At 55.4% G+C, this 22,984-nt stretch carries 22 protein-coding genes; 3 read left to right on the forward strand and 19 right to left on the reverse strand.

Features of this window, described 5'->3' with window-relative positions; translation table 11 throughout:
* Nucleotides 1–3: 3 nt before the first annotated feature.
* From thiK to hinT, 4 genes are read right to left on the reverse strand one after another with little or no spacing between them, the layout of a single operon-like run.
* Complete coding sequence (thiK, locus tag APU02_RS22935) at nucleotides 4–828, reverse strand: thiamine kinase (RefSeq protein WP_060571340.1); 825 nt, start codon at nucleotides 826–828, stop codon at nucleotides 4–6.
* The gene (gene lpoB, locus APU02_RS22940) at nucleotides 809–1,453 is read right to left on the reverse strand and encodes a penicillin-binding protein activator LpoB (RefSeq protein WP_042283696.1); all 645 of its coding nucleotides are present in this window, start codon (nucleotides 1,451–1,453) and stop codon (nucleotides 809–811) included. The genes thiK and lpoB overlap by 20 nt, the downstream gene beginning before the upstream one ends.
* 10 nt (nucleotides 1,454–1,463) lie before the next feature.
* Nucleotides 1,464–1,838, reverse strand: coding sequence for a YcfL family protein (locus tag APU02_RS22945; protein ID WP_042283698.1), 375 nt, complete (start codon nucleotides 1,836–1,838; stop codon nucleotides 1,464–1,466).
* Between the two features lie 2 nt (nucleotides 1,839–1,840).
* Nucleotides 1,841–2,200, reverse strand: a complete 360-nt coding sequence (hinT, locus tag APU02_RS22950) for a purine nucleoside phosphoramidase (RefSeq protein WP_042283701.1) — start codon at nucleotides 2,198–2,200, stop codon at nucleotides 1,841–1,843.
* Between the two features lie 348 nt (nucleotides 2,201–2,548).
* Between hinT and fhuE the strand changes: the two genes are divergently transcribed.
* Nucleotides 2,549–4,744 carry a ferric-rhodotorulic acid/ferric-coprogen receptor FhuE gene (gene fhuE, locus APU02_RS22955; RefSeq protein ID WP_060571341.1) on the forward strand — a complete coding sequence of 732 codons (2,196 nt, stop codon included), beginning with the start codon at nucleotides 2,549–2,551 and terminating at the stop codon, nucleotides 4,742–4,744.
* A gap of 98 nt (nucleotides 4,745–4,842) precedes the next feature.
* Here fhuE and ptsG read toward each other — a convergent pair whose 3' ends face one another.
* From ptsG to yceD, 14 genes are all read right to left on the reverse strand, one after another.
* The gene (ptsG, locus tag APU02_RS22960; RefSeq protein ID WP_042283707.1) at nucleotides 4,843–6,276 is read right to left on the reverse strand and encodes a PTS glucose transporter subunit IIBC; all 1,434 of its coding nucleotides are present in this window, start codon (nucleotides 6,274–6,276) and stop codon (nucleotides 4,843–4,845) included.
* 293 nt (nucleotides 6,277–6,569) lie between these two features.
* Entirely contained in the window at nucleotides 6,570–7,367 is a 798-nt protein-coding gene (locus tag APU02_RS22965; RefSeq protein ID WP_060571342.1) for a metal-dependent hydrolase, read from the reverse strand.
* 10 nt (nucleotides 7,368–7,377) lie between these two features.
* Nucleotides 7,378–8,382: a DNA polymerase III subunit delta' gene (gene holB, locus APU02_RS22970; protein ID WP_060571343.1), complete on the reverse strand. Its 1,005-nt coding sequence runs from the start codon at nucleotides 8,380–8,382 to the stop codon at nucleotides 7,378–7,380.
* Nucleotides 8,379–9,020, reverse strand: coding sequence for a dTMP kinase (gene tmk / locus APU02_RS22975; protein ID WP_042283713.1), 642 nt, complete (start codon nucleotides 9,018–9,020; stop codon nucleotides 8,379–8,381). Before tmk ends, holB begins: the two co-directional genes overlap by 4 nt.
* The gene (gene yceG / locus APU02_RS22980) at nucleotides 9,010–10,032 is read right to left on the reverse strand and encodes a cell division protein YceG (protein ID WP_060571344.1); all 1,023 of its coding nucleotides are present in this window, start codon (nucleotides 10,030–10,032) and stop codon (nucleotides 9,010–9,012) included. Before yceG ends, tmk begins: the two co-directional genes overlap by 11 nt.
* A gap of 2 nt (nucleotides 10,033–10,034) precedes the next feature.
* Entirely contained in the window at nucleotides 10,035–10,844 is an 810-nt protein-coding gene (gene pabC / locus APU02_RS22985) for an aminodeoxychorismate lyase (RefSeq protein ID WP_060571345.1), read from the reverse strand.
* Nucleotides 10,845–10,960: 116 nt separating this feature from the next.
* Nucleotides 10,961–12,202, reverse strand: a complete 1,242-nt coding sequence (fabF, locus tag APU02_RS22990; protein ID WP_042283721.1) for a beta-ketoacyl-ACP synthase II — start codon at nucleotides 12,200–12,202, stop codon at nucleotides 10,961–10,963.
* Nucleotides 12,203–12,287: 85 nt separating this feature from the next.
* Nucleotides 12,288–12,524 (reverse strand): acyl carrier protein, encoded by a 237-nt coding sequence (gene acpP / locus APU02_RS22995; RefSeq protein WP_000103754.1) that lies wholly within the window; start codon nucleotides 12,522–12,524, stop codon nucleotides 12,288–12,290.
* 200 nt (nucleotides 12,525–12,724) lie between these two features.
* Entirely contained in the window at nucleotides 12,725–13,459 is a 735-nt protein-coding gene (gene fabG, locus APU02_RS23000; protein WP_042283724.1) for a 3-oxoacyl-ACP reductase FabG, read from the reverse strand.
* A 12-nt stretch (nucleotides 13,460–13,471) separates the two neighbouring features.
* Nucleotides 13,472–14,401 (reverse strand): ACP S-malonyltransferase, encoded by a 930-nt coding sequence (gene fabD / locus APU02_RS23005; protein ID WP_042283726.1) that lies wholly within the window; start codon nucleotides 14,399–14,401, stop codon nucleotides 13,472–13,474.
* 15 nt (nucleotides 14,402–14,416) lie between these two features.
* Entirely contained in the window at nucleotides 14,417–15,370 is a 954-nt protein-coding gene (fabH, locus tag APU02_RS23010; protein WP_060571346.1) for a beta-ketoacyl-ACP synthase III, read from the reverse strand.
* Between the two features lie 77 nt (nucleotides 15,371–15,447).
* Nucleotides 15,448–16,524 carry a phosphate acyltransferase PlsX gene (gene plsX / locus APU02_RS23015; protein ID WP_072014948.1) on the reverse strand — a complete coding sequence of 359 codons (1,077 nt, stop codon included), beginning with the start codon at nucleotides 16,522–16,524 and terminating at the stop codon, nucleotides 15,448–15,450.
* Between the two features lie 83 nt (nucleotides 16,525–16,607).
* Nucleotides 16,608–16,781 (reverse strand): 50S ribosomal protein L32, encoded by a 174-nt coding sequence (rpmF, locus tag APU02_RS23020; RefSeq protein ID WP_000290727.1) that lies wholly within the window; start codon nucleotides 16,779–16,781, stop codon nucleotides 16,608–16,610.
* A 16-nt stretch (nucleotides 16,782–16,797) separates the two neighbouring features.
* The gene (yceD, locus tag APU02_RS23025) at nucleotides 16,798–17,319 is read right to left on the reverse strand and encodes a 23S rRNA accumulation protein YceD (protein ID WP_042283732.1); all 522 of its coding nucleotides are present in this window, start codon (nucleotides 17,317–17,319) and stop codon (nucleotides 16,798–16,800) included.
* Nucleotides 17,320–17,516: 197 nt separating this feature from the next.
* Here yceD and APU02_RS23030 point away from each other — a divergent pair, with 197 nt between their 5' ends.
* On the forward strand, nucleotides 17,517–18,101 hold the full coding sequence (locus APU02_RS23030) for a nucleoside triphosphate pyrophosphatase (RefSeq protein ID WP_042283735.1): 585 nt from the start codon (nucleotides 17,517–17,519) through the stop codon (nucleotides 18,099–18,101).
* 97 nt (nucleotides 18,102–18,198) lie between these two features.
* On the opposite strand, the gene rluC is transcribed toward APU02_RS23030, so the two are convergent.
* Complete coding sequence (rluC, locus tag APU02_RS23035) at nucleotides 18,199–19,146, reverse strand: 23S rRNA pseudouridine(955/2504/2580) synthase RluC (protein WP_042283737.1); 948 nt, start codon at nucleotides 19,144–19,146, stop codon at nucleotides 18,199–18,201.
* Between the two features lie 572 nt (nucleotides 19,147–19,718).
* On the opposite strand from rluC, the gene rne reads away from it, so the two are divergent.
* Nucleotides 19,719–22,967, forward strand: coding sequence for a ribonuclease E (gene rne, locus APU02_RS23045; RefSeq protein WP_060571347.1), 3,249 nt, complete (start codon nucleotides 19,719–19,721; stop codon nucleotides 22,965–22,967).
* Nucleotides 22,968–22,984: the final 17 nt, after the last annotated feature.

Genomic DNA, 22,984 nt, shown 5'->3' on the forward strand with positions numbered 1-22,984 from the left:
TCCTTAATCCTTCGTTAAAAGCTGCCGCCAGGTTGCGTCGGCCAGCCCGATAAAGTGTTGTTCGCCGGTCTGTCGCCAGCGGTATTCATACCATCCTGCCTTCAGCATCTGTACCCACGGATCCCAGCGTCGGACCTGCTGCCACAGGCTTTCCGGCGACATCTTGCCGCGCACCGCATAGTCGTTCACCAGTTGCCGGCGCCGGGCCACATCGTCCACCCACACCGCCGCCAGCTCAAGCGCGATATCGCCGTCCCCGGCGTACTCCCAGTCGATTAACTTTAGCCCCGACTCAGTGTGTACGATGTTCCCGGCGTGGACATCCATGTGCAGTGGCGCCAGACGCAGCGGTTGTGGCTCCCCTTGCTGACGCAAACGTTTTAACCGCCTCAGCCAGCGCGGCGTTCTGCGTGACGGATCGCTACCTCGCCAGTACTGTTCAAGCAGCGGCAGAAGGTGAATACGCCAACCGAAGCGTGGCTGCTGATGCAGATGATACAGCAAGCCCGCGAGTTCGTCGGTATCCGGCAATTGCGATCTTACCTCGCCGCGCAGATAGTCCACCGCCATCCAGCCGGGAATATACAGACGCGGCTTCGGCGCAAGACGTTCAGGTAGGCGATTAAGCGCACGGTACTGGCGCAAAAATGGGTATCCGCGCGCATCGGGATCGTGATGGCGGCGAAGCACCAGACGCGTTTCGGCGCGGGCCAGGATAACGCTCCCGCCGCTGAGACCGGTCTGACCGTCAGCAACGGGGCGGTAATGCGGAAAGAAGCGCGACAAGACCTCGTCGCGCGACAGCGCGTTATTGTTGCTGAACGGCACCTTTACCTGACCAGATTATCTCGCCAGTTTGTACCAGCATTAATTGCATTTGCAGCGATGGCGCATTGACGTTGCCGGCGGCGCTGGAATACAGCACATAGTGCGCGCCAACGTTGCGGGCAATGCCAATGGCTTTACTACGCGTTCCCAGGCTGTCCTGCGGAGAAAGGCCTAACTGCTGTTTCGCCATCGACAACTGCTGGGCGGAGACCAGCGTAAACTTGCCGTTGTTAGCCAGCGCGTTGCGCAGGGTTTCCGTGGCGTCGCTCGCGTTCAACGACCCGTTTGTCCGGTTGTTGACGCTGTCCACCAGCAGCACGCTGCCCGAGGTTACGCCATCGGCCTGCAGCATTTTAGCCACCATCGGCTGCATGGCGCCATTCCAGTCGTAGTGACGAACGCGGGGCGCAGGCGCCGCCGTCTGATCTTCATGCTCAATTGGACCAGGCTGACCCGGGATTTCCGGCACAGAAGGTACGACAGGCGCAGGCTGCTGAGGCTGCGCGGGCTGCTCCGGCACCGGTTTGACTTCTTCCACTGGCGCAGGCTCACGCTGCGCCACACAGCCGGAAAGCACTATCGCCAGCCCGGCTAACAGCGCATAGCGACTCAATTTACTCTTCAAGATTCACCCCTTACAAAAAAAGATAAAGTCTGACTTTGTGCGCCCCCAGATAATTGGCGCTGCCATAGAGCGTGACCGACGAACGCGCCGGAACTGTCACGCTGCGTGGCGCTTCCAGAGGATGCATTTCTAATCCTCTGGCGTCATACCAGTAAAAACGATAATGAACGGTAACGGGCTCTTGCCTTTCGTTGTACAGCACTGAGGACGCGGAAGGCTGAAGATCAGAGGTCCTCAACGATGGCGGCTGCGCCGTGATCCCCGCAGCCAGCAGCGTTGATTCCATCACCAGAGACTGCTCGTCGCTGACCGGTATTTCAGGATGCGAACGACACCCCGCCAGCAGCAGCAGTCCCAGCGAAAGCGCAAGGCATCCTTTTTTCATCATTACAGCCCTTTATGCGCAAGCATAGGCCCCAGCGCGCGGCCCCCCAGCAGGTGCATGTGGATGTGATACACCTCCTGGCCGCCGTGACGGTTAGTATTCATAATCAGGCGATAGCCATCTTCTGCGATGCCTTCCTGCGCAGCAATTTTCGCCGCTACGGTGATCATCCGTCCCAGCGCCTGTTCATGCTCGGCAGTGACATCATTGACCGTCGGGATCAGAATATTGGGGATAATCAGGATGTGGGTGGGCGCCTGCGGTGAGATATCCCGGAATGCGGTAACCAGTTCATCCTGGTAAACAATGTCTGACGGGATTTCACGACGAATAATTTTGCTGAATATAGTTTCTTCTGCCACGACGTTTTCCTTTTCTTAAAATTGCCATGCGTGATGCCATGCTACGCTGAGCCACACTGCCAGTATAGAGTATGATCGACTTAAAGCCGCTCTTTCAACCTTAAGCCACGATTTCTTAAGCAAAAAACGCGCATTGCCGTACAGGTTCTCTGCTTTCCCCTCCCCGCGACGTCTAAAAGTTCTGAAACAAGATTTCAGAAAGCCTGTAACCTCTGTTTACACAGTGAATATGAATGCGTATATTTCGCATTTGCATTTTCATGCACAATGATAAGCCAGACAATAAAAAAGGGTTCATCGCCGCCCCGCGCAGCCTGAATCACTATCTTCACTATTAAGGGTTTTCTCATGTCTTTCATCACACACCGCAGGGACGAACAGCGCCAACCTGCCGCAACCCCATCGTTGCTGGCAGCCTGTATCGCAGTGGCAATGATGCCCTCCGCAAGTTTCGCAGCTTCCGTTACCGAAGATACCGTCATTGTGGACGGTTCCGTCCCGGACATTTCTGATGCCAGCGATGAACACGATTACAGCGTAAAAACCACCAACGCCGCCACGAAAATGGCAATGACGCAGCGCGATATTCCGCAATCGGTAAGCATCGTCAGCCAGCAGCGTATGGAAGACCAACAACTGCACACCCTCGGTGACGTGATGGATAACACGCTGGGAATTAGCCGAAGCCAGGCGGATTCAGACCGCAGCAGCTATTATTCGCGCGGGTTTGAGATCGACAATTATATGGTCGACGGTATTCCTACGTACTTTGAATCGCGCTGGAATCTCGGTGACGCGTTGTCCGACACCGCGCTTTTTGAACGCGTGGAAGTGGTGCGCGGCGCCAACGGTCTGATGACAGGAACCGGCAACCCGTCGGCCTCCATCAATATGATCCGCAAGCATGCCACCCGTCGGGAGTTTACGGGAGATGTTTCTGCGGAATACGGCAGCTGGAATAAACAGCGTTACGTGTTGGATCTGCAAAGTCCGCTTACGGATGACGGAAATGTTCGCGCGCGCGTCGTGGCCGGTTATCAAAATAATGACTCATGGCTGGATCGCTACAATAGCGAAAAAACCTTCTTCTCCGGTATTCTCGACGCGGATTTGGGCGAGAGCACCAGCCTGGCGGCAGGTTATGAATATCAAAAAATCGATGTGAACAGCCCGACATGGGGCGGCCTGCCGCGCTGGAACACCGACGGCAGCAAAAACAGCTATGATCGCGCCCGTAGCACAGCGCCGGACTGGGCTTACAACGATAAAGAGATCAACAAGGTTTTCGTCACACTCAAGCAGCGCTTTGCCGATACCTGGCAGGCAACAATGAATGCCACTCACTCTGAAGTGAAATTCGACAGTAAGACAATGTATATCGATGCGTTAGTCAATAAAGCCGACGGTACGCTGGTTGGCCCTTACGCCAGCTATGGCCCCGGTTTTGACTACGTAGGCGGTACCGGCTGGAACAGCGGTAAGCGTAAGGTCGACGCGGTGGATCTGTTTGCCGACGGCGGCTACGACCTGTTTGGTCGTCAGCATAACCTGATGTTTGGTGGTAGCTACAGTAAGCAAAATAACCGCTATTTCAGCTCGTGGGCGAATGTTTTCCCGGACGAAATTGGCAATTTCGCTGACTTCGACGGTCATTTCCCACAAACACAATGGACGCCGCAGTCACTGGCCCAGGATGACACCACGCATATGAAGTCGTTGTATGCCGCGACCCGTGTTTCTCTGGCTGACCCGCTGCATCTGATCCTCGGCGCGCGCTACACTAACTGGCGTATCGACACCCTGACCTACAGCATGGAGAAAAACCATACCACGCCGTATGCCGGTCTGGTTTATGACATCAACGATAACTGGTCCACCTATGCCAGCTATACATCGATCTTCCAGCCGCAGAACAAGCGCGACAGCTCGGGTAAATACCTTTCGCCCATCACCGGAAATAACTATGAGGTGGGCCTGAAATCTGACTGGATGAATAGCCGTCTGACCACCACCCTGTCTCTGTTCCGCATCGAGCAGGACAACCTTGCTCAGTCCACCGGTTCACCTATCGCCGGGAGCAACGGAGAGACCGCGTATAAAGCCGCGAACGGCACCGTCAGCAAAGGGGTCGAATTTGAGATCAACGGCGCGATCACCGATAACTGGCAGATGACCTTTGGCGCAACGCGCTACCTCGCTGACGATAACGAAGGTAATGCGGTGAATCCGTATCTGCCGCGCACGTCGGTCAAACTGTTCACCCATTATCGCCTGCCAGCGATGCCAGAACTGACCGTTGGCGGCGGCGTTAACTGGCAGAACCGCGTCTACAGCGATACCGTCACGCCATACGGCACTTTCCGCGCGGAACAGGGCAGCTATGCGCTGGTGGATCTTTTCACCCGCTACCAGGTGACCAAAAACTTTTCGTTGCAGGGTAACGTGAACAATCTGTTTGATAAAACCTACGACACCAACATCGAAGGGTCTATCGTGTACGGCGAACCGCGTAACGTGAGCATCACCGCCACGTATCAGTTCTGATGTAGCTGCCGGACCCTGTTCGGCTTTTCATACGCACCGATCAGGATGTAAAAAAGGCAGCCTTGCGGCTGCCTTAGTTCTCCCCAACGTCTTACTGCTTAGCTGTTACGGATATATTCATCCATTTCCGTTTTCAGGTTATCGGATTTTGTACCGAAAATCGCCTGAACGCCAGAACCCGCAACAACCACGCCTGCCGCACCCAGTTTTTTCAGGCCAGCCTGATCCACTTTCGCGACGTCAGCCACGCTGACACGCAGACGGGTAATACACGCGTCCAGGTTGGTGATGTTTTCTTTACCACCAAATGCCGCCACCAGTGCCGGAGCCATTTCGCTGGTCGCGCCCGCTTTCGCGTCGTCAGTGCTGTCTTCACGACCCGGCGTTTTCAGGTCCAGCGCCTTGATCAGAACGCGGAAGACGGTGTAGTAAACGATCGCATAACCTGCGCCGACAATCGGGAACAGCCACAGTTTGCTGCTGTTACCGGACAGGACGATAAAATCGATCAGACCGTGCGAGAAGGAAGTACCGTCACGCATACCCAGCAGGATACAAATTGGGAACGCCAGACCAGCCAGGATCGCGTGGATAATGTACAGGATCGGCGCAACGAACATGAAGGAGAACTCGATCGGCTCGGTGATACCGGTCAGGAACGAGGTCAGCGCTGCGGAGATCATGATACCGCCCACTTTCGCGCGGTTTTCCGGTTTAGCCGAGTGCCAGATGGCGATAGCCGCCGCCGGCAGACCATACATTTTGAACAGGAAGCCGCCGGACAGTTTGCCCGCCGTCGGGTCGCCCGCCATATAGCGAGGAATGTCGCCGTGGAAGACCTGACCTGCCGCATTGGTGTATTCGCCGATCTGCATCTGGAAAGGAACGTTCCAGATATGATGCAGACCAAACGGCACCAGGCAACGCTCAATGAAGCCGTAGATACCGAACGCCACAACCGGGTTCTGGTAAGCCGCCCACTGCGAGAACGTCTGGATAGCCGTACCGATAGGCGGCCAGATAAAGGAGAGGATCACGCCGGTAAAGATTGCCGCCAGGCCGGAGATGATTGGCACAAAGCGCTTACCAGCAAAGAAGCCAAGATACTCAGGCAGCTTGATGCGGTAAAAACGGTTGAACATGTACGCCGCAATCGCACCGGAGATAATCCCCCCGAGAACACCGGTATCCGCAAGGTGTTTTGCTGCGATCTCTTCAGCCGGTAAATGCAGAACCAGCGGCGCAACCACGGCCATGGTTTTCACCATGATGCCATAGGCAACCACCGCCGCCAGAGCGGACACGCCGTCGTTGTTGGTAAAACCAAGCGCGACACCGATAGCGAAAATAAGCGGCATGTTTGCAAAAACAGAACCGCCTGCTTCTGCCATGACATGCGAGACAACGGCTGGCAGCCAGCTGAAGTTTGCGGAACCGACGCCCAGCAGGATACCTGCGATAGGCAATACGGATACCGGCAGCATCAGCGATTTACCGACCTTTTGCAGGTTAGCAAATGCATTCTTAAACATAATTAGGAGTGCTCCTGAGTATTGGTGTTTTTCTACGTTTTCACGCATTAGCAAGGGGGGAGAGCCTCGCCGTGGACAGGGCATCTAAGCGCCCTTTATTTATTACACAGAGTAAAATAAATCAGCTTATTTTTGTTTGACGACCATCACGTTTCAACTCCGCCCGGTGCCATAAGTTGCACATTTTGACAAAAATCGTTTCATAATGTGTCAAGCTGTTCATTCACCGCCCAGTTTGTGGCGGTGAACTTTACTCGCTTTGCTGATTAATTACGAGCTTTAAAAAAACTCGCTTAAGAGGCGGATTGCAGGCGGGACGCGTCGATATGGAACAGGCGGGCAAAGTTATCGGTGGTGATTTGCGCCAGTTCTTCAACGGCAACACCCTTCAATACGGCCATGTATTCCGCAACATCACGTACCATTGCCGGCTGGTTCTCTTTGCCACGGTGCGGAACCGGAGCGAGATAAGGAGAATCCGTCTCCACCAACAGGCGATCCAACGGCACATAGCGTGCGGCATCGCGTAACTGCTCGGCGTTACGGAAGGTCACAATACCGGAAAAGGAGATATAAAAGCCTAAATCCAGTAATTTACCCGCCGTTTCTCTGTCTTCAGTAAAACAGTGTAGTACGCCACCGCAATCCGTCACCTTTTCATTACGCAGAATCGCCAGCGTGTCGGCGCGGGCGTCACGAGTGTGCACAATCACCGGTTTGTTCAGCTCACGGCCAATCTGAATATGATGGATAAATGACGCCTGCTGACGAACCTTCGTTTCGGGGGTGTAATAATAGTCCAGCCCGGTTTCCCCCATCGCCACAACGCCCTCTTCTGCCGCCAGTCGCCGCAGTTCTTCCACTTCGAACGGCTCATCCTGGTTAAGCGGATGTACGCCGCAGGAGAACACCACGTTATCGCGCTCACCCACCAGCTCGCGCATCGCGCGGTAGCCAGGCAGCGTGGTCGCTACCGCCAGACAGAACTTCACATCGCGTGCGGCGGCTTTCGTCAGCACATCGTCCACGTCCTTATGCAGAGATTGATAATCCAGGCCATCAAGATGGCAGTGCGAGTCGACTAAAAACATAATGTCTCTCTTAAAGATGGGAAACTGGCAACACGGCGCCAGGTTGCAGGTAATGCTCAATTTGTAAAAGGAGATCGGTTAAGACCAGTTCACGGTTTATTGCCGTCACACTGAGCAACTGTTCACGGCAATGGCAGACGGCGCTCAGGATCGCCTGGATCCGGTTTGTAGACAACTGCCCGGCAAGCATTGCCACCAGCTCTCCGGCATCCGCATTGGTTAACCATGTCGCCCCATGCTGGCGCTTCAGCGCATCCATCAGCAGGGTCGCCAGCCAGTGTAGTCTCGCGGGCGCATGCTCATGATTCAACACCGGCAGCAGGCTGTACCAGTCACCGCCGGACACGCTACCTGAAAGCGACTGGCACAGCGCTTCGCGTTGCGCCCAACCGTCGGATTGCAGTAACGCCAGCGCCGCGCCCGGCGAGCCTGCGCTCAGGCGCAGCGCGGTCAACAGCGACATTTGTGACACCGTCACTTCTCGCGCGAGCCACGTGATCGCATAGTTTTCCGCAGGTGGCGCAAGGTGATGCAAACGACAGCGGCTGCGCAACGTCGCCAGAAGACGCGCAGGTTCCCGCGCAGCAAGAAAGAACCACGTTTGCTCAGGCGGTTCCTCCAGGGTTTTAAGCAAGGCGTTCGCCGCGGCATCGGTCAACAGCGCCGCGTCGGGGATCCACACCACTTTCGCCCCGCCAAGACGCGCCCGCTCGTAGAGTTTCTCCCCCACTTCGCGAACCGCGTCGATGCCCAGCACGTTTTTCCCTTTTTCCGGCAACAGGGAATAATAGTCCGGATGCGTGCCCGCCTGCATCAGCTGGCAGCCGCGGCAGTGGCCGCAGCTTTTATGACCGTCCGGCTGCTGACAGAGCAGAAATCGGCTGAGCGCGTAGATCAGGGCATCATCGCCCATTCCCGGCAGTGCCTGGATCAGTAGCGCATGGTGACCCCGTCCTTCCTGATAGCTTGCTACCAGTTTTTCAAAGTCCGGTCGTAACCATGGATACCATTTCATGCGCCCTGCTCCTTCACCCACCCGGTCACAGTGGTACGAATAGCATTCATTACAACGTCCAGCGGCTGCGTCGCATCAATCGTGCGAATGCTTGCATCCTGGGCCGCCAACTCCAGATAGCGGGCGCGGGTGCGATTAAAGAAGTCAAAAGACTCCTGCTCAATACGGTCCAGCTCGCCGCGCGCGCGCGCGCGTTTCAGCCCAACCTCAGGCGTAACATCCAGATAAAGCGTCAAATCCGGGCGGAAATCGCCGAGTACCGCGTCACGCAGTGTGGCAAGCATCTGCTGATCGATACCGCGTCCGCCGCCCTGGTACGCCTGGGTGGAAAGATCGTGACGGTCGCCAATCACCCACGTCCCTTTTGCCAGCGCGGGTTTAATGACCGTTTCTACAAGCTGGACGCGCGCTGCATAAAACATCAGCACTTCGGCTTTGTCGGTGATGATCTCATCGCCGACAGATTTGATGTCCAGCACCAGACTGCGCAGTTTTTCCGCCAGTTGCGTGCCCCCCGGCTCGCGGGTAAAAACCATGTCGCGGATGCCGAGCTGTTCGAGCGTCTCAACCACGATATTTCTCGCGGTCGTTTTACCGGCGCCTTCCAGCCCCTCGATGACGATATACTTACTGCGCATTTTTTTCCTTAAGCACTTTCAGGTAGTCCTGCACAGACCGGTTATGGCTGGCAAGATTGGTATTAAACGTATGGCCCCCTTTGCCGTCGGCGACAAAATAGAGATACGGCGTTTTGGCCGGATGCGCCGCCGCCTTCAGCGAAGCTTCGCCCGGCATGGCGATCGGTCCCGGCGGCAGCCCGGTAATGGTATAGGTGTTATAGGCCGTCGGGGTTTCCAGATCTGCACGTGAGATCTTGCCATTATAGCGCTCACCCATCCCGTAAATCACCGTAGGATCGGTCTGCAGTCGCATTCCGACGCGCAGTCGGTTGATAAATACTGACGCAACCTGATCGCGTTCGCTGGCAACCGCCGTCTCTTTTTCGATGATCGAGGCCATGGTGACCAGTTGATTCTGATCTTTATACGGTAACCCCTCCGCGCGACCTTCCCAAACCTCATTAACCACTTTCACCATTTTTTGACGCGCGCGCTTAAGCAAGGCCACATCGGTTGTGTTGGCGGTGTACATCCAGGTATCAGGCCAGAACCAGCCTTCGAGACCGTCGGTTTCTTTCAGTTTAAGCGCCTTCGCCACGCTCGCGTAGCTATCGTCGGTCAGGGTATGCTTGACGTAAGGCGCATCGCGCAGCTGTTTGAGATAGTCGCTTAGCCGCATCCCTTCCACAAAGCGCAGCGGAAATTGTGCCTCTTTTCCGCTTTCCAGCAGTTGCAGCATCTCCCGCACGGTCATTCCTGGCGTTAAGCGATACGTGCCCGCTTTGAAGTGCGAAAGCGCCGGTTCAACGCGCAGCAGCCACTGAAATACCCAGGGACGGTTCACAACCCGGTCGGCATACAGTTGCTCACCGAGCGCCAGACGACCCGTTCCCGGTTTGAGGGTAAAAATGGTTTCTTCTTTAATCAGGATCTTGCTGTCCGCCAGTTGGCGAACCTTCCACAAGCCCACTCCCCCAGCAATGCCTAATACCACACCCAATAAGAGGACAGCGTATAACAATTTTTTCATGACTAATTCGGATACTCACACAGTGGGGCCAGGAATTCATAGAGCGCGCGTGAAGAGAACGGCACAGCGTCAAAAGCGCCCACAGGAATAACCGGCATCAGCGCGTTACAAACCACGATTTCGTCAGCGCGGCGGACATCTTCTTCACGGGCACTGGTTTCGACAACCCGAAAAGACGATTGTGCCAGCTGCTGCAAACAGAATTGTCGCATTATGCCGTTGACACCTGCCAGATCGAGACGCGGTGTATAGACCACATTGTCTTTTCGCCAGAACACATTAGCCGCACAGCATTCCGTAACCCAACCTTCGCTGTCAAGAACCAGCGCCTCATCCGCCTCCGTCTGCTCAAGATGAGAACGAATCAGGACCTGTTCAAGACGGTTAAGATGTTTGATCCCGGCAAGCAGCGGGTTGCGACCAAGACGAACCGGGCTGAGGGTTAGCGTGATTCCTCGATTTCGCCAGTCATCGAAATGCGTCGGATACGGCGAAACGGACAGAATTCGGGTAGGCTGCGAGCAGTTTGCCGCGCTGTAGCCTCGACCGCCGCTGCCGCGGCTGATGATCACCTTCAGCGCGCCACGTGAATGCCCCATGGCAAGCGTGTTCATTTCACGCTCAAGCTCATCCCAGAACTCAAAGGCGATCAGCAGTTTATTACAGGCATCCTGCAAACGCCGGAGATGCGCAGCCAGATGGCAAAGCTGACCGTCTAAAATACGTACGGTAGTAAAGCAGCCATCGCCAAACTGTATTGCGCGATCGCTTGCAGCAAGCGATTCCTGTTCACGACCATTTATCAAGAACATAGTGGCTCCTCATCGGTGGCCCGTTAGTGTGGCAGGATGACGAGTGCAGGACAAGGGAAGAAAACGCAATAAAAAAGGCCCGACGAGCGGACCTTTAAGCAACAACGGACAGGCGGTTAGATCTTTTTGAAGATCAAAGAACCGTTCGTGCCGCCAAAACCGAAGGAGTTACACAGCGCATACTCCATTCCACTGACCTGACGCGCTTCGTGCGGAACGAAGTCCAGATCGCAACCCTCATCCGGATTATCCAGGTTAATGGTTGGCGGAACAGCCTGATCGCGCAGCGCCAGGATGGAGTAGATGGATTCTACCGCGCCTGCCGCACCCAACAAGTGACCGGTCATGGATTTGGTAGAGCTGACCATCACGCGGCTTGCCGCTTCGCCAAAGACAGACTTAACCGCCTGCGCTTCAGCTTTATCGCCTGCCGGGGTAGAGGTCCCGTGCGCGTTGACATAGCCAATCTGGCCCGGTTCAATCGCCGCATCACGCAGTGCGTTGACCATCGCCAACGCCGCGCCTGCGCCATTTTCCGGCGGCGACGTCATATGGTATGCATCGCTGCTCATCCCGAAGCCAACGACTTCAGCATAAATTTTCGCGCCGCGTTTTTTCGCATGTTCATACTCTTCGAGTACAACCATCCCGGCACCGTCGCCGAGCACAAAACCGTCACGCTCTTTATCCCACGGGCGGCTTGCCGCTTGCGGGTTGTCGTTACGTGTGGACAACGCACGCGCTGCGCCAAAGCCCCCCACGCCCAGCGGCGTACTGGCTTTTTCAGCACCGCCCGCAACCATCGCGTCCGCGTCGCCGTAAGCAATGATACGTGCGGCATGACCGATGTTGTGTACGCCTGAGGTACAGGCGGTTGCGATAGAAATGCTTGGCCCACGCAGGCCATACATGATGGTCAGGTGGCCTGCCACCATGTTAACAATCGTCGACGGAACGAAGAATGGGCTGATCTTACGCGGTCCACCGTTCACAAGAGAACTGTGGTTTTCCTCAATCAGACCGAGACCACCGATACCGGAACCAATAGCGGCGCCAATACGGGTTGCGTTCTCTTCCGTTACTTCAAGGCCAGAATCCTGCATGGCCTGGACGCCAGCGACAATTCCATATTGAATGAAGGCATCCATCTTGCGCTGTTCTTTACGCGAGATGATGTCATCACAGTTAAAATCCTTTACTAAGCCAGCAAATTTCGTTGCATAGGCGCTAGTATCGAAATGGTCGATCAGGCTGATGCCACTCTGACCGGCAAGGAGAGCTTTCCAGGTAGACTCTACGGTATTGCCGACAGGAGACAACATGCCCAGTCCGGTCACAACTACACGACGCTTAGACACGGTTGTCCTCCAGGGAGGGAAAAAAATTCTAGTGGGACAAAAAGATAAAACTCAGGCGGTCGAATGACCGCCTGGAGATGTTCACTTACGCCTGGTGGCCGTTGATGTAATCAATGGCAGCCTGAACGGTGGTGATTTTCTCAGCTTCTTCGTCCGGAATCTCAGTATCAAACTCTTCTTCCAGAGCCATTACCAGCTCAACGGTGTCAAGAGAATCTGCGCCCAGGTCTTCAACGAAAGAAGCATTGTTGGTAACTTCTTCCTGCTTAACGCCCAGCTGTTCGCCGATAATTTTCTTAACGCGTTCTTCGATAGTGCTCATACTCTTAAATTTCCTATCAAAACTCGCTTTCGCGATGGTTTTCGTAGTGTATAAAATGTTGAAAAATTTGCAACTAAATCCCGGCAGGTCTTACCACGATTTTACGCTATTTTGCGGCTTTTCACCCAAATAACGCAAATATTTTTCTACGCATTTTCCTTCAGACTGCTCCAGCCTGGCCGAATTTGCGTAGCTCGTGGTTAAACCATATACATTCCGCCATTGACGTGCAGGGTTTCACCAGTGATGTAACCCGCCTCGTCAGAAGCTAAAAATGCAACCGCGCTGGCAATTTCTTTTGGATCGCCTAAACGACCCGCAGGTACTGCCGCCAGCGTACCCGCACGCTGCTCATCGGTCAGCGCACGCGTCATGTCCGTTTCAATAAAGCCCGGAGCAACAACGTTTACAGTAATGCCGCGTGACGCAACTTCGCGCGCCAGCGATTTACTGAAGCCAATCAGACCTGCTTTCGCCGCAGCGTAATTGGTCTGACCCGCATTTCCCATGGTACCAACCACAGAACCGACAGTGATAATACGTCCATGACGCTTTTTCATCATAGCGCGCATTACCGCTTTTGACAGGCGGAAAACAGATGAAAGATTGGTTTCGAGAATATCGTTCCACTCATCATCTTTCATTCGCATCAGCAGATTGTCGCGAGTGATACCGGCATTATTGACCAGGATATCGACTTCACCAAATTCTGCGCGAATTTTTTCCAGAACGGATTCGATAGATGCAGGATCGGTCACGTTCAACATCAGACCTTTGCCTTTCGCACCTAAGTAATCGCTAATGGCCTGAGCGCCATTTTCGCTGGTCGCTGTACCGATAACGGTCGCGCCACGGGCAACGAGCGTCTCTGCAATAGCGCGGCCAATACCGCGACTTGCACCGGTAACCAGCGCGATTTTTCCTTCAAAACTCATGGTTTTCCTCTTTTATTGCTCAAGCGCCGCAGATACCGCCGCCGGTTCATTCAGCGCCGAGGCGGTCAGGGTATCGACAATGCGTTTCGTCAGACCGGTGAGGACTTTACCCGGACCGACTTCGTAAAGGTGTTCCACGCCCTGCGCGGCCATAAACTCAACGCTACGGGTCCACTGAACCGGGCTGTACAGCTGGCGAACCAGCGCATCACGAATCGCGTCAGCCTCGGTTTCACATTTCACATCCACGTTGTTCACTACAGGCACTGTCGGCGCGCTGAAGGTGATTTTCGCTAATTCAACGGCCAGTTTTTCCGCAGCGGGTTTCATCAACGCGCAGTGCGACGGTACGCTTACCGGTAGCGGCAACGCACGTTTCGCGCCGGCAGCTTTACACGCGGCGCCCGCGCGCTCTACCGCCTCTTTGTGCCCGGCGATAACCACCTGTCCCGGCGAGTTAAAATTCACTGGCGAAACCACCTGGCCTTCCGCCGCGTCTTCGCAGGCTTTAGCGATAGAAGCATCATCCAGACCGATAATAGCAGACATGCCGCCTGTGCCTTCCGGTACCGCTTCCTGCATGAATTTACCACGCAGTTCCACGAGACGCACCGCATCAGCAAAATTAATGACGCCCGCGCACACCAGCGCAGAGTATTCACCCAGGCTATGACCCGCCATCAGCGCAGGCGCTTTACCGCCCTGCTGCTGCCAGACGCGGTATAGTGCGACAGACGCCGCTAACAGCGCAGGCTGAGTCTGCCAGGTTTTGTTCAATTCTTCCGCTGGCCCCTGTTGAGTCAGCGCCCACAGGTCGTAGCCCAGCGCCGCTGAAGCTTCAGCAAACGTTTCTTCTATAACCGGATAGCTTGCCGCCATATCGGCCAGCATCCCAACGGTCTGCGAACCCTGTCCAGGGAACACAAATGCGAATTGCGTCATGTTTAAATCCTTATACTAGAAACGAACCAGCGCGGAGCCCCAGGTGAAACCACCGCCGAAGGCTTCAAGCAGAACCAGTTGCCCGGCTTTGATACGTCCGTCGCGCACGGCTTCATCCAGCGCGCACGGTACGGAAGCCGCAGACGTGTTGCCGTGACGGTCCAGCGTGACCACAACGTTGTCCATCGACATACCCAGTTTCTTCGCCGTCGCGCTGATAATACGCAGGTTAGCCTGGTGAGGAACCAGCCAGTCGAGCTGCGAACGGTCCAGATTATTGGCCGCCAGCGTCTCGTCAACGATATGCGCCAGCTCGGTTACCGCCACTTTGAACACTTCGTTACCCGCCATCGTCAGGTGAGTCGGGTTGTCCGGATTCACACGATCGGCATTGGGCAGCGTCAGTAATTCACCGTAGCTGCCATCCGCATGTAGATGGGTGGAGATAATGCCCGGCTCTTCGGATGCGCCGAGCACAACCGCGCCTGCGCCATCGCCAAAAATAATAATAGTGCCGCGATCGGTCGGATCGCAGGTACGAGCCAGCACGTCGGACCCGACGACGAGCGCATAGTCAACGGCGCCGGATTTCACGTACATATCGGCCACGCTGAGCGCATAGGTGAAGCCCGCACAGGCCGCCGCGACGTCAAACGCCGGGCATCCTTTAATGCCCAGCATGCTCTGGATCTGGCATGCCGCGCTGGGGAAAGCATGAGTTGCTGAGGTGGTCGCCACCACTATCAAGCCAATCTGATCTTTATCAATGCCCGCCATTTCCAGCGCCCGCTGCGCTGCGGTGTATCCCATCGTTGAGACGGTTTCATCCGGGGCGGCAATATGGCGCTCACGGATACCTGTGCGAGTGACAATCCACTCGTCAGAGGTATCGACCATTTTTTCCAGATCGGCGTTAGTCCGCACGTGTTCAGGCAGATAGCTGCCAGTACCAATAATCTTCGTATACATGTACGCTCAGTCACTTTTTGGTTATATACCGCGGTTCAACAACGACGAAGAGGCCGGGCGCGTTAGCCACATCGCTGTCAGTGTGGCTGCGATGTGTCGCCATGACCCACGTCCCGCCGTTCGAATCCAGTCGGGTATACAGATTCCAGGCGAGCGGCAATTCGCTGAGGAACTTGTCGCTGCACCGCCTGCACTGCCTGTTCAATCGCGACTGTGAAGGCTCGCTGATTGGCCGCACCATGACTCTTAATCACCGTGCCGCGCAATCCTAACAGACAGGCGCCATTATACTGGTCGGGGTTGAGGTGACTGAATCGCCTCGTCAGGCTTTTTTGTAACCAACGTTTTACTATCAGCAGCCACCACGACCGTTTTTTACCCTCACCCTGAGATTTCAGCAGTGAAAGGAACATTCTGACAACCCCTTCCATCGTCTTTAATGTGACATTGCCTGTAAAACCGTCACATACCAGCACATCCGTTTTTCCCGTCAATAATTCATTGGCCTCGAGATAGCCGATGTAATTGATGGAGGAGATCGTTTTTAGCACAGCCGAAGCGTCCCGAATACTGTCGAGACCCTTAGTTTCTTCTTCGCCGATGTTGAGCAAGGCCACGCGAGGGTTATCAATGCCAACCACTTCTTCCGCGAGCACCGAGCCCATAATCGCAAACTGCACCAGCATCGTGCTGTCGCAATCGACGTTAGCCCCTAAATCCAGGACCACCGTCTTCCCTTTTTGCTGATGCGGCAACACCGTGACCAGCGCGGGACGCTCAATGCCGTCCAGCGGCTTGAGCAATAATTTTGCCAGACCCATCAGCGCCCCAGTATTACCGGCGCTCACACAGGCCTGCGCTCGCCCTTCTTTCACGAGTTCCAGCGCCACCCGCATGGAACTACCGCGACTGGCGCGGATAGCCTGCGAAGGCCGGGCATCACTGGCGATAACTGACTGCGCAGGGATAATCTGCAGACGCGAACGTTGTTCAAAGTCAGCTTTAGCAAGTAATGGCGTGATTGTATCGGGATCCCCGACTAAAAGAAGTGTGAGTTGTGAATTAGAATTCAGTGCCTGCAATGCTGCAGGCACTGTCACGGAAGGGCCGAAATCTCCCCCCATGACATCTAACGCCAGGGTTAGACGTGTCAAGGTATCTTCGCCGCCTGGTTTGGTCATTCCCCGCCTGAACGGGGAAATTCCTCACTAAGCTTCATCACGCGAATAACGCGTGATTACTTAGCGATGACCTTGCGACCGCGGTAGTAACCGTCGGCGGTGATGTGGTGACGCAGGTGTTTTTCACCAGAGGTTTTGTCTACAGACAGGCTGGTGACTGCGGTCAGCGCGTCATGGGAACGACGCATGCCACGTTTGGAACGGGTTGGTTTATTCTGTTGTACGGCCATGGACCTTACTCCTCAATTACTTACGCTTTAAGCTGGCTAATACGGCAAATGGGTTTGGTTTTTGCGCTTCATCAGGCAGTTCCCCAAAGACCATGTCCGCCTCGGACACTTCACAGTGTTCAGAATCATGCACCGGAACTACCGGCAAGGAGAGGATGATTTCATCTTCAACCATTGCAAGCAGATCGATTTCACCGAATTCGTTAACCTCAATCGGCTCATACGCTTCCGGGAGTGCTTCAGCCTGTTCGTCAGAACGAACCGGACTAAAACAATACGTTGTGTGAACCTGATGGGTAAACGGCTTACCGCAACGCTGACATTCGAGCGTGACCGAAACCGCAGCGTCGCCGGTAATTACGGCGAGACGTTGGTTGTCGATAGCGAACGACATCGAGCATTCCACATCACTGTCCACACTGACCACAGAATCGGCGACGCGCTCTACCAGATCGGAAGTATAGATACCTTCATAATCGAGGCGTTTTTGAGCCGTACGAACCGGATCCAGAGTCAGGGGTAATTTTACCTTTTGCATAGGGCGCGCATATTAACTTTGTAACGTCATATAGTCAAAGAAAAAGGCAGCCTGCGGTTGCCTTTTGCCAATAATTCGCACACATTGCGGTTAACAGACTTATTTTCGCTCAGCAGACGCCCTGCTTGCGCGTCTGAATGACGAAAGACATAGTTTAAAATGGGTCTCATCAATACGCTATATCTGGTAGAAAAAATATGCCTAATCTTATTCTCGCTTCCACATCGCCCTGGCGTCGCGCCCTGCTGGAAAAACTGGCGATCCCCTTTGAATGCGCCGCGCCGGACGTTGACGAAACGCCGATGCCTGGCGAGAGTCCCCGTCACCTGGTCAGTCGTCTGGCGAAAGAAAAGGCGCAGTCGCTGGCCCACCGCTTCCCTGCTCACCTGATTATTGGCTCCGATCAGGTATGTGTGCTGGATGGCGAAATCGCCGGCAAGCCGTTAACAGAAGAAAAAGCCTGCCAGCAGTTGGCGAAAGCCAGCGGCAACATCATCACCTTCTATACGGGGCTGGCGCTGTATAATTCCGCGACCGGCCATTTACAGACGGAAGTGGAACCGTTTGACGTCCATTTTCGTCATCTGAGCGAAGCAGAGATAGAAGACTACGTGCGCAAAGAGCGTCCGCTGCATTGTGCCGGGAGTTTTAAAAGCGAAGGACTGGGCATTGCGCTGTTTGAGCGCTTAGAGGGTCGGGACCCCAATACGCTGATTGGCTTACCGCTGATCGCCCTGTGCCAGATGTTGCGTCGGGAAGAGATGAACCCGCTGAAAGCCTAACGCAGTGAAGCGCCTGATGGCGCTTCACTTTCAGACCCGCGGAAAGGCGCGGGAGGCAAACGTCGTCTGATAAAACACGTCAGCGACGCGATCAGAATCATTTACGCAATGTCTGGAGACATCTTTTTAACTGCTCATCCATCGGCGCCTCAATGCGCAGTATCTCCCCCGTTCCCGGATGGGTAAACTTCAGCGCGGCAGCATGCAGGAAGAGGCGCGAAAGTCCGGTTCCCGCCAGTTGCTTGTCAAATTCGCGGTCGCCGTAGCGATCGTCAAACGCAATCGGATGCCCGGCATACTGGGTATGCACGCGGATCTGGTGCGTACGGCCGGTAACCGGGCTACAGCGCACCAGCGTGGCAAAGGCATAACGCTCTTCAACTTTAAAGCGGGTTTCTGAAGGCTTACCTTCCTGACTCACACGGACGATACGCTCGCCGCTTTGCAGGATGTTCTTTAATAGCGGCGCCTGCACGTTTTTCACGTGCGATTGCCACTGGCCGCGAACCAGCGCCAGATAGTCTTTCTGCATCCCTTTCTCACGCAGTTGCTCATGCAGCGAACGTAGCGCCGAGCGCTTTTTCGCCACCAGCAGCACACCAGAGGTGTCGCGGTCGAGGCGGTGCACCAGTTCGAGGAACCGCGCCTCCGGACGCAGAGCGCGCAATCCTTCAATCACGCCGAAGCTCAGGCCGCTACCGCCATGCACCGCCGTGCCCGAGGGCTTATTGAGCACCAGGATATGGTCATCTTCGTACAGGATGACATCGGCCAGCGCCGCCACCTTTTGCAGGTGTGGCGACACGGCGTCGTCTTCCCGCTCGGCCACGCGAACAGGCGGGATACGCACTTCATCGCCCGCTTCGAGTTTATATTCGGGTTTGATGCGTTTTTTATTCACCCGCACTTCGCCTTTGCGCAAAATGCGATAAATCATACTTTTCGGCACGCCTTTTAACTGCGTACGCAAAAAGTTATCGATGCGTTGCCCTGCTTCGTCAGCGGAAATAGCAACAATTTTTACGGATGGAGTCTCTGTTTTCATGGGGGCCGATTCTAAATAGCGGCAAGGATTCGCGCCACTCATTTTTCTATGCTTATATTTATCTTTATCTGCCGCCGCACAGCGTATTCATCACAGATTTGGTGGTTATTAAACCAATCACCGCGGATAAGTGAAAAAACTGTGAGTAAGTGGGAGATAAATGGTAAAAGTCATCTTGCTATAACAAGGTTAGCAGTGGAATAATGTCACCGTTTCCGTGTCAAAACTTGTTAGAACAAGCAATTTTACGGAATGACCCATTTTGCCCGAACGATCATCCACGCAGCAATGGCGTAAGACGTATTGATCTTTCAGGCAGTTAGCGGGCTGCGGGTTGCAGTCCTTACCGGTAGATCGGATCTTCTCTGGAGAGTAACACCCAGGCAGTTCCCCTGATAATTGCGCTGTGTTTCCGTATGAAATACAGGCAACCGACACTCTGCGCCTCTTTGAGCTGACGATAACCGTGAGGTTGGCGACGCGAATAGACACGAGGCCATCGGTTCACACCCGGAAAGGCGATACTCTGCCCGCAGCTTAGTCGTCAATGTAAGAATAATGAGTAAGTTACGATGAAAAGAATGTTAATCAACGCAACTCAGCAGGAAGAGTTGCGTGTTGCCCTTGTAGATGGGCAGCGTCTGTACGATCTGGATATTGAAAGTCCTGGACACGAGCAGAAAAAAGCGAACATCTATAAAGGCAAAATTACCCGTATTGAACCGAGTCTGGAAGCGGCTTTTGTTGATTACGGCGCTGAACGTCACGGTTTCCTCCCGTTAAAAGAAATTGCCCGCGAATATTTCCCCGCCAGTTACAACGCGCATGGTCGTCCCAACATTAAAGATGTGTTGCGCGAAGGTCAGGAAGTCATTGTTCAGATTGATAAAGAAGAACGCGGCAACAAAGGCGCTGCGCTGACCACCTTTATCAGCCTGGCGGGTAGTTATCTGGTGCTGATGCCAAACAACCCGCGCGCGGGCGGCATCTCTCGTCGTATTGAAGGCGACGATCGCACCGAACTGAAAGAAGCGCTGGCAAGCCTTGAGCTGCCCGACGGCATGGGGCTTATTGTGCGCACCGCAGGCGTCGGCAAGTCTGCCGATGCGTTGCAGTGGGACTTAAGCTTCCGTCTGAAGCACTGGGAAGCCATCCAGAAAGCAGCGGAAAGCCGCCCGGCGCCATTCCTGATCCATCAGGAAAGCAACGTGATTGTTCGCGCGTTTCGCGACTACCTGCGTCAGGATATCGGTGAAATTCTCATCGATAACCCGAAAGTGCTTGAACTGGCGCGCCAGCATATCGCCGCGTTGGGTCGTCCGGACTTCAGCAGCAAAATTAAACTGTACACCGGTGAAATTCCCCTGTTCAGCCATTACCAGATCGAGTCGCAAATTGAGTCCGCGTTCCAGCGTGAAGTGCGCTTGCCGTCCGGCGGTTCCATTGTAATCGACAGCACCGAAGCGTTAACCGCTATCGACATCAACTCCGCTCGCGCCACCCGCGGCGGCGATATCGAAGAAACCGCGTTTAACACCAACCTTGAAGCGGCCGATGAAATCGCTCGCCAGTTGCGTCTGCGCGATCTTGGCGGCTTGATTGTTATCGACTTCATCGACATGACGCCGGTTCGCCACCAGCGCGCGGTGGAAAACCGTCTGCGTGAAGCGGTGCGTCAGGACCGGGCCCGCATTCAGATCAGCCATATTTCGCGCTTTGGCCTGCTGGAAATGTCCCGTCAGCGCCTGAGTCCGTCACTGGGCGAATCCAGCCATCACGTTTGTCCGCGCTGTAGCGGTACCGGCACCGTTCGTGACAACGAGTCGCTGTCGCTGTCCATTCTGCGCCTGATCGAAGAAGAAGCGCTGAAAGAGAACACTCAGGAAGTTCATGCGATTGTTCCAGTGCCGATTGCGTCCTACCTGCTTAACGAAAAACGTACTGCCGTTAACGCAATTGAAACGCGTCAGAACGGTGTGCGCTGTGTGATCGTCCCTAACGATCAGATGGAAACGCCGCATTACTCCGTACTGCGCGTACGTAAAGGCGAAGAGACACCAACCCTGAGCTACATGCTGCCAAAACTGCATGAAGAAGCGATGGCGTTGCCGTCTGAAGAAGAATACGCCGAGCGTAAACGTCCGGAACAACCTGCCCTTGCGACTTTTGCAATGCCGGATGTTCCGCCTGCGCCAGCGCCGGCGGCTGCCGAACCGGTGGTCAAAACTGCCGCGCCGAAAGCCGCAGCCGCACCGGCTACGCCTGCAGAACCGGGTCTGCTCAGCCGCTTCTTTGGCGCGCTGAAGTCGCTGTTCAGCGGCAGTGAAGAAGCGAAGCCTGCAGAGCAACCCGCGCCAAAAGCGGCAGAAAAACCGGAACGCCAGCAGGATCGTCGTAAACGTCAGAACAACCGCCGCGACCGTAACGATCGCAGCGAGCGCCGTGACAACCGCGATAATCGCAGCGAACGCGGCGACCGTTCAGAAAACGGTGAAAGCCGTGACGAGAACCGCCGTAATCGTCGTCAGGCCCAGCAGAATACCGAACGCGATAGCCGTCAGCAGTCCAGTGACGTGGCGGAAAAAGCGAAGGCAGGCGATGAGCCGCAACAGCCGCAGCGTCGCGAACGTAATCGTCGCCGTAGCGAAGAAAAACGCCAGGCCCAGCAGGAAGTGAAAGCGCTGAATCTGGACGAGCAGCAGACTCAGGATACCGAGCAGGAAGAACGTGTTCGTCAGGCGCAGCCGCGCCGTAAACAACGCCAGCTGAGTCAAAAAGTGCGTTACACCGACAATGCGACGGAAGCGGATGCGGTAAGTACGGCAGCAAACGAAGATACCGTTGCCGCGCCGGTCGTGGCAGAGACCGCGCCTGCGCAGAGCACCGAGCTGGCAAAAGTCCCGCTGCCAGTCGTTGCCGAGGTTGCTCAGGAGCAGGAAGATAATGGCGACGCGCGTGATAACGCCGGTATGCCGCGTCGCTCCCGTCGTTCTCCACGTCATCTGCGTGTAAGCGGTCAACGCCGTCGTCGCTACCGTGACGAACGCTATCCGCTCCAGTCACCCATGCCGTTGACCGTTGCCTGCGCATCGCCGGAGATGGCGTCCGGTAAAGTGTGGATCCGCTACCCGGTGGCCCGTCCTCAGGATATTGAGCAGCAAGAGCAGGAACTCGAGCAGGTTCAGGCGCAGCCAGCGGTAACTGAAGCGCAGGCCGTAGCCGCTGCCGTTGAGCCGGTTCAGGCCATGGCGGAGACGATTGCCGACGCGCCTGTTCAGCCGCAGGATACCGTGGAAACGACGCATCCGGAGGTGATTGCCGCCCCGGTTGACGAACAGCCGCAAATCATTGCCGACGCCGATGCGCCCGTTGCTGAAAACGTCGCCGCCGAAGCAGAGCCGGTCGCCGAAACGCAGGAGACTGCGCCGGTCGCAGAACAACCCGCCGATGTCGTGGTCGTTGAGCCTGAAGCCGTGGCGGAACCGGTTGCCGTTGAGCCAGAAGTCATTGCCGAACCGGTTAACGAACAGGACGTTGAAGCACAGGACGAAGTGGAAGTGGTCGTTTCCCCTGCGCCTGTTGCCGTCCAGGTTGAAGCGGCAAAAGAGGAAAAACCTGCCGTTGTCGCCGCGCCGGTTGAGCACAGCCACGCTACCGCACCGATGACCCGCGCGCCTGCGCCGGAGTACGTGCCGGAAGCACCGCGCCACAGCGACTGGCAGCGTCCTGCCTTCGCCTTTGAAGGTAAAGGCGCCGCTGGCGGCCACAGCGCGACGCATCACGCGTCTGCGGGTCCGACCCGCCCTCAGCCTGTCGAATAACAGGCGGACTGTCTGAG

It is taken from the genome of Citrobacter sp. 50677481, assembly GCF_001463265.1.
GTDB lineage: Bacteria > Pseudomonadota > Gammaproteobacteria > Enterobacterales > Enterobacteriaceae > Citrobacter_A > Citrobacter_A sedlakii.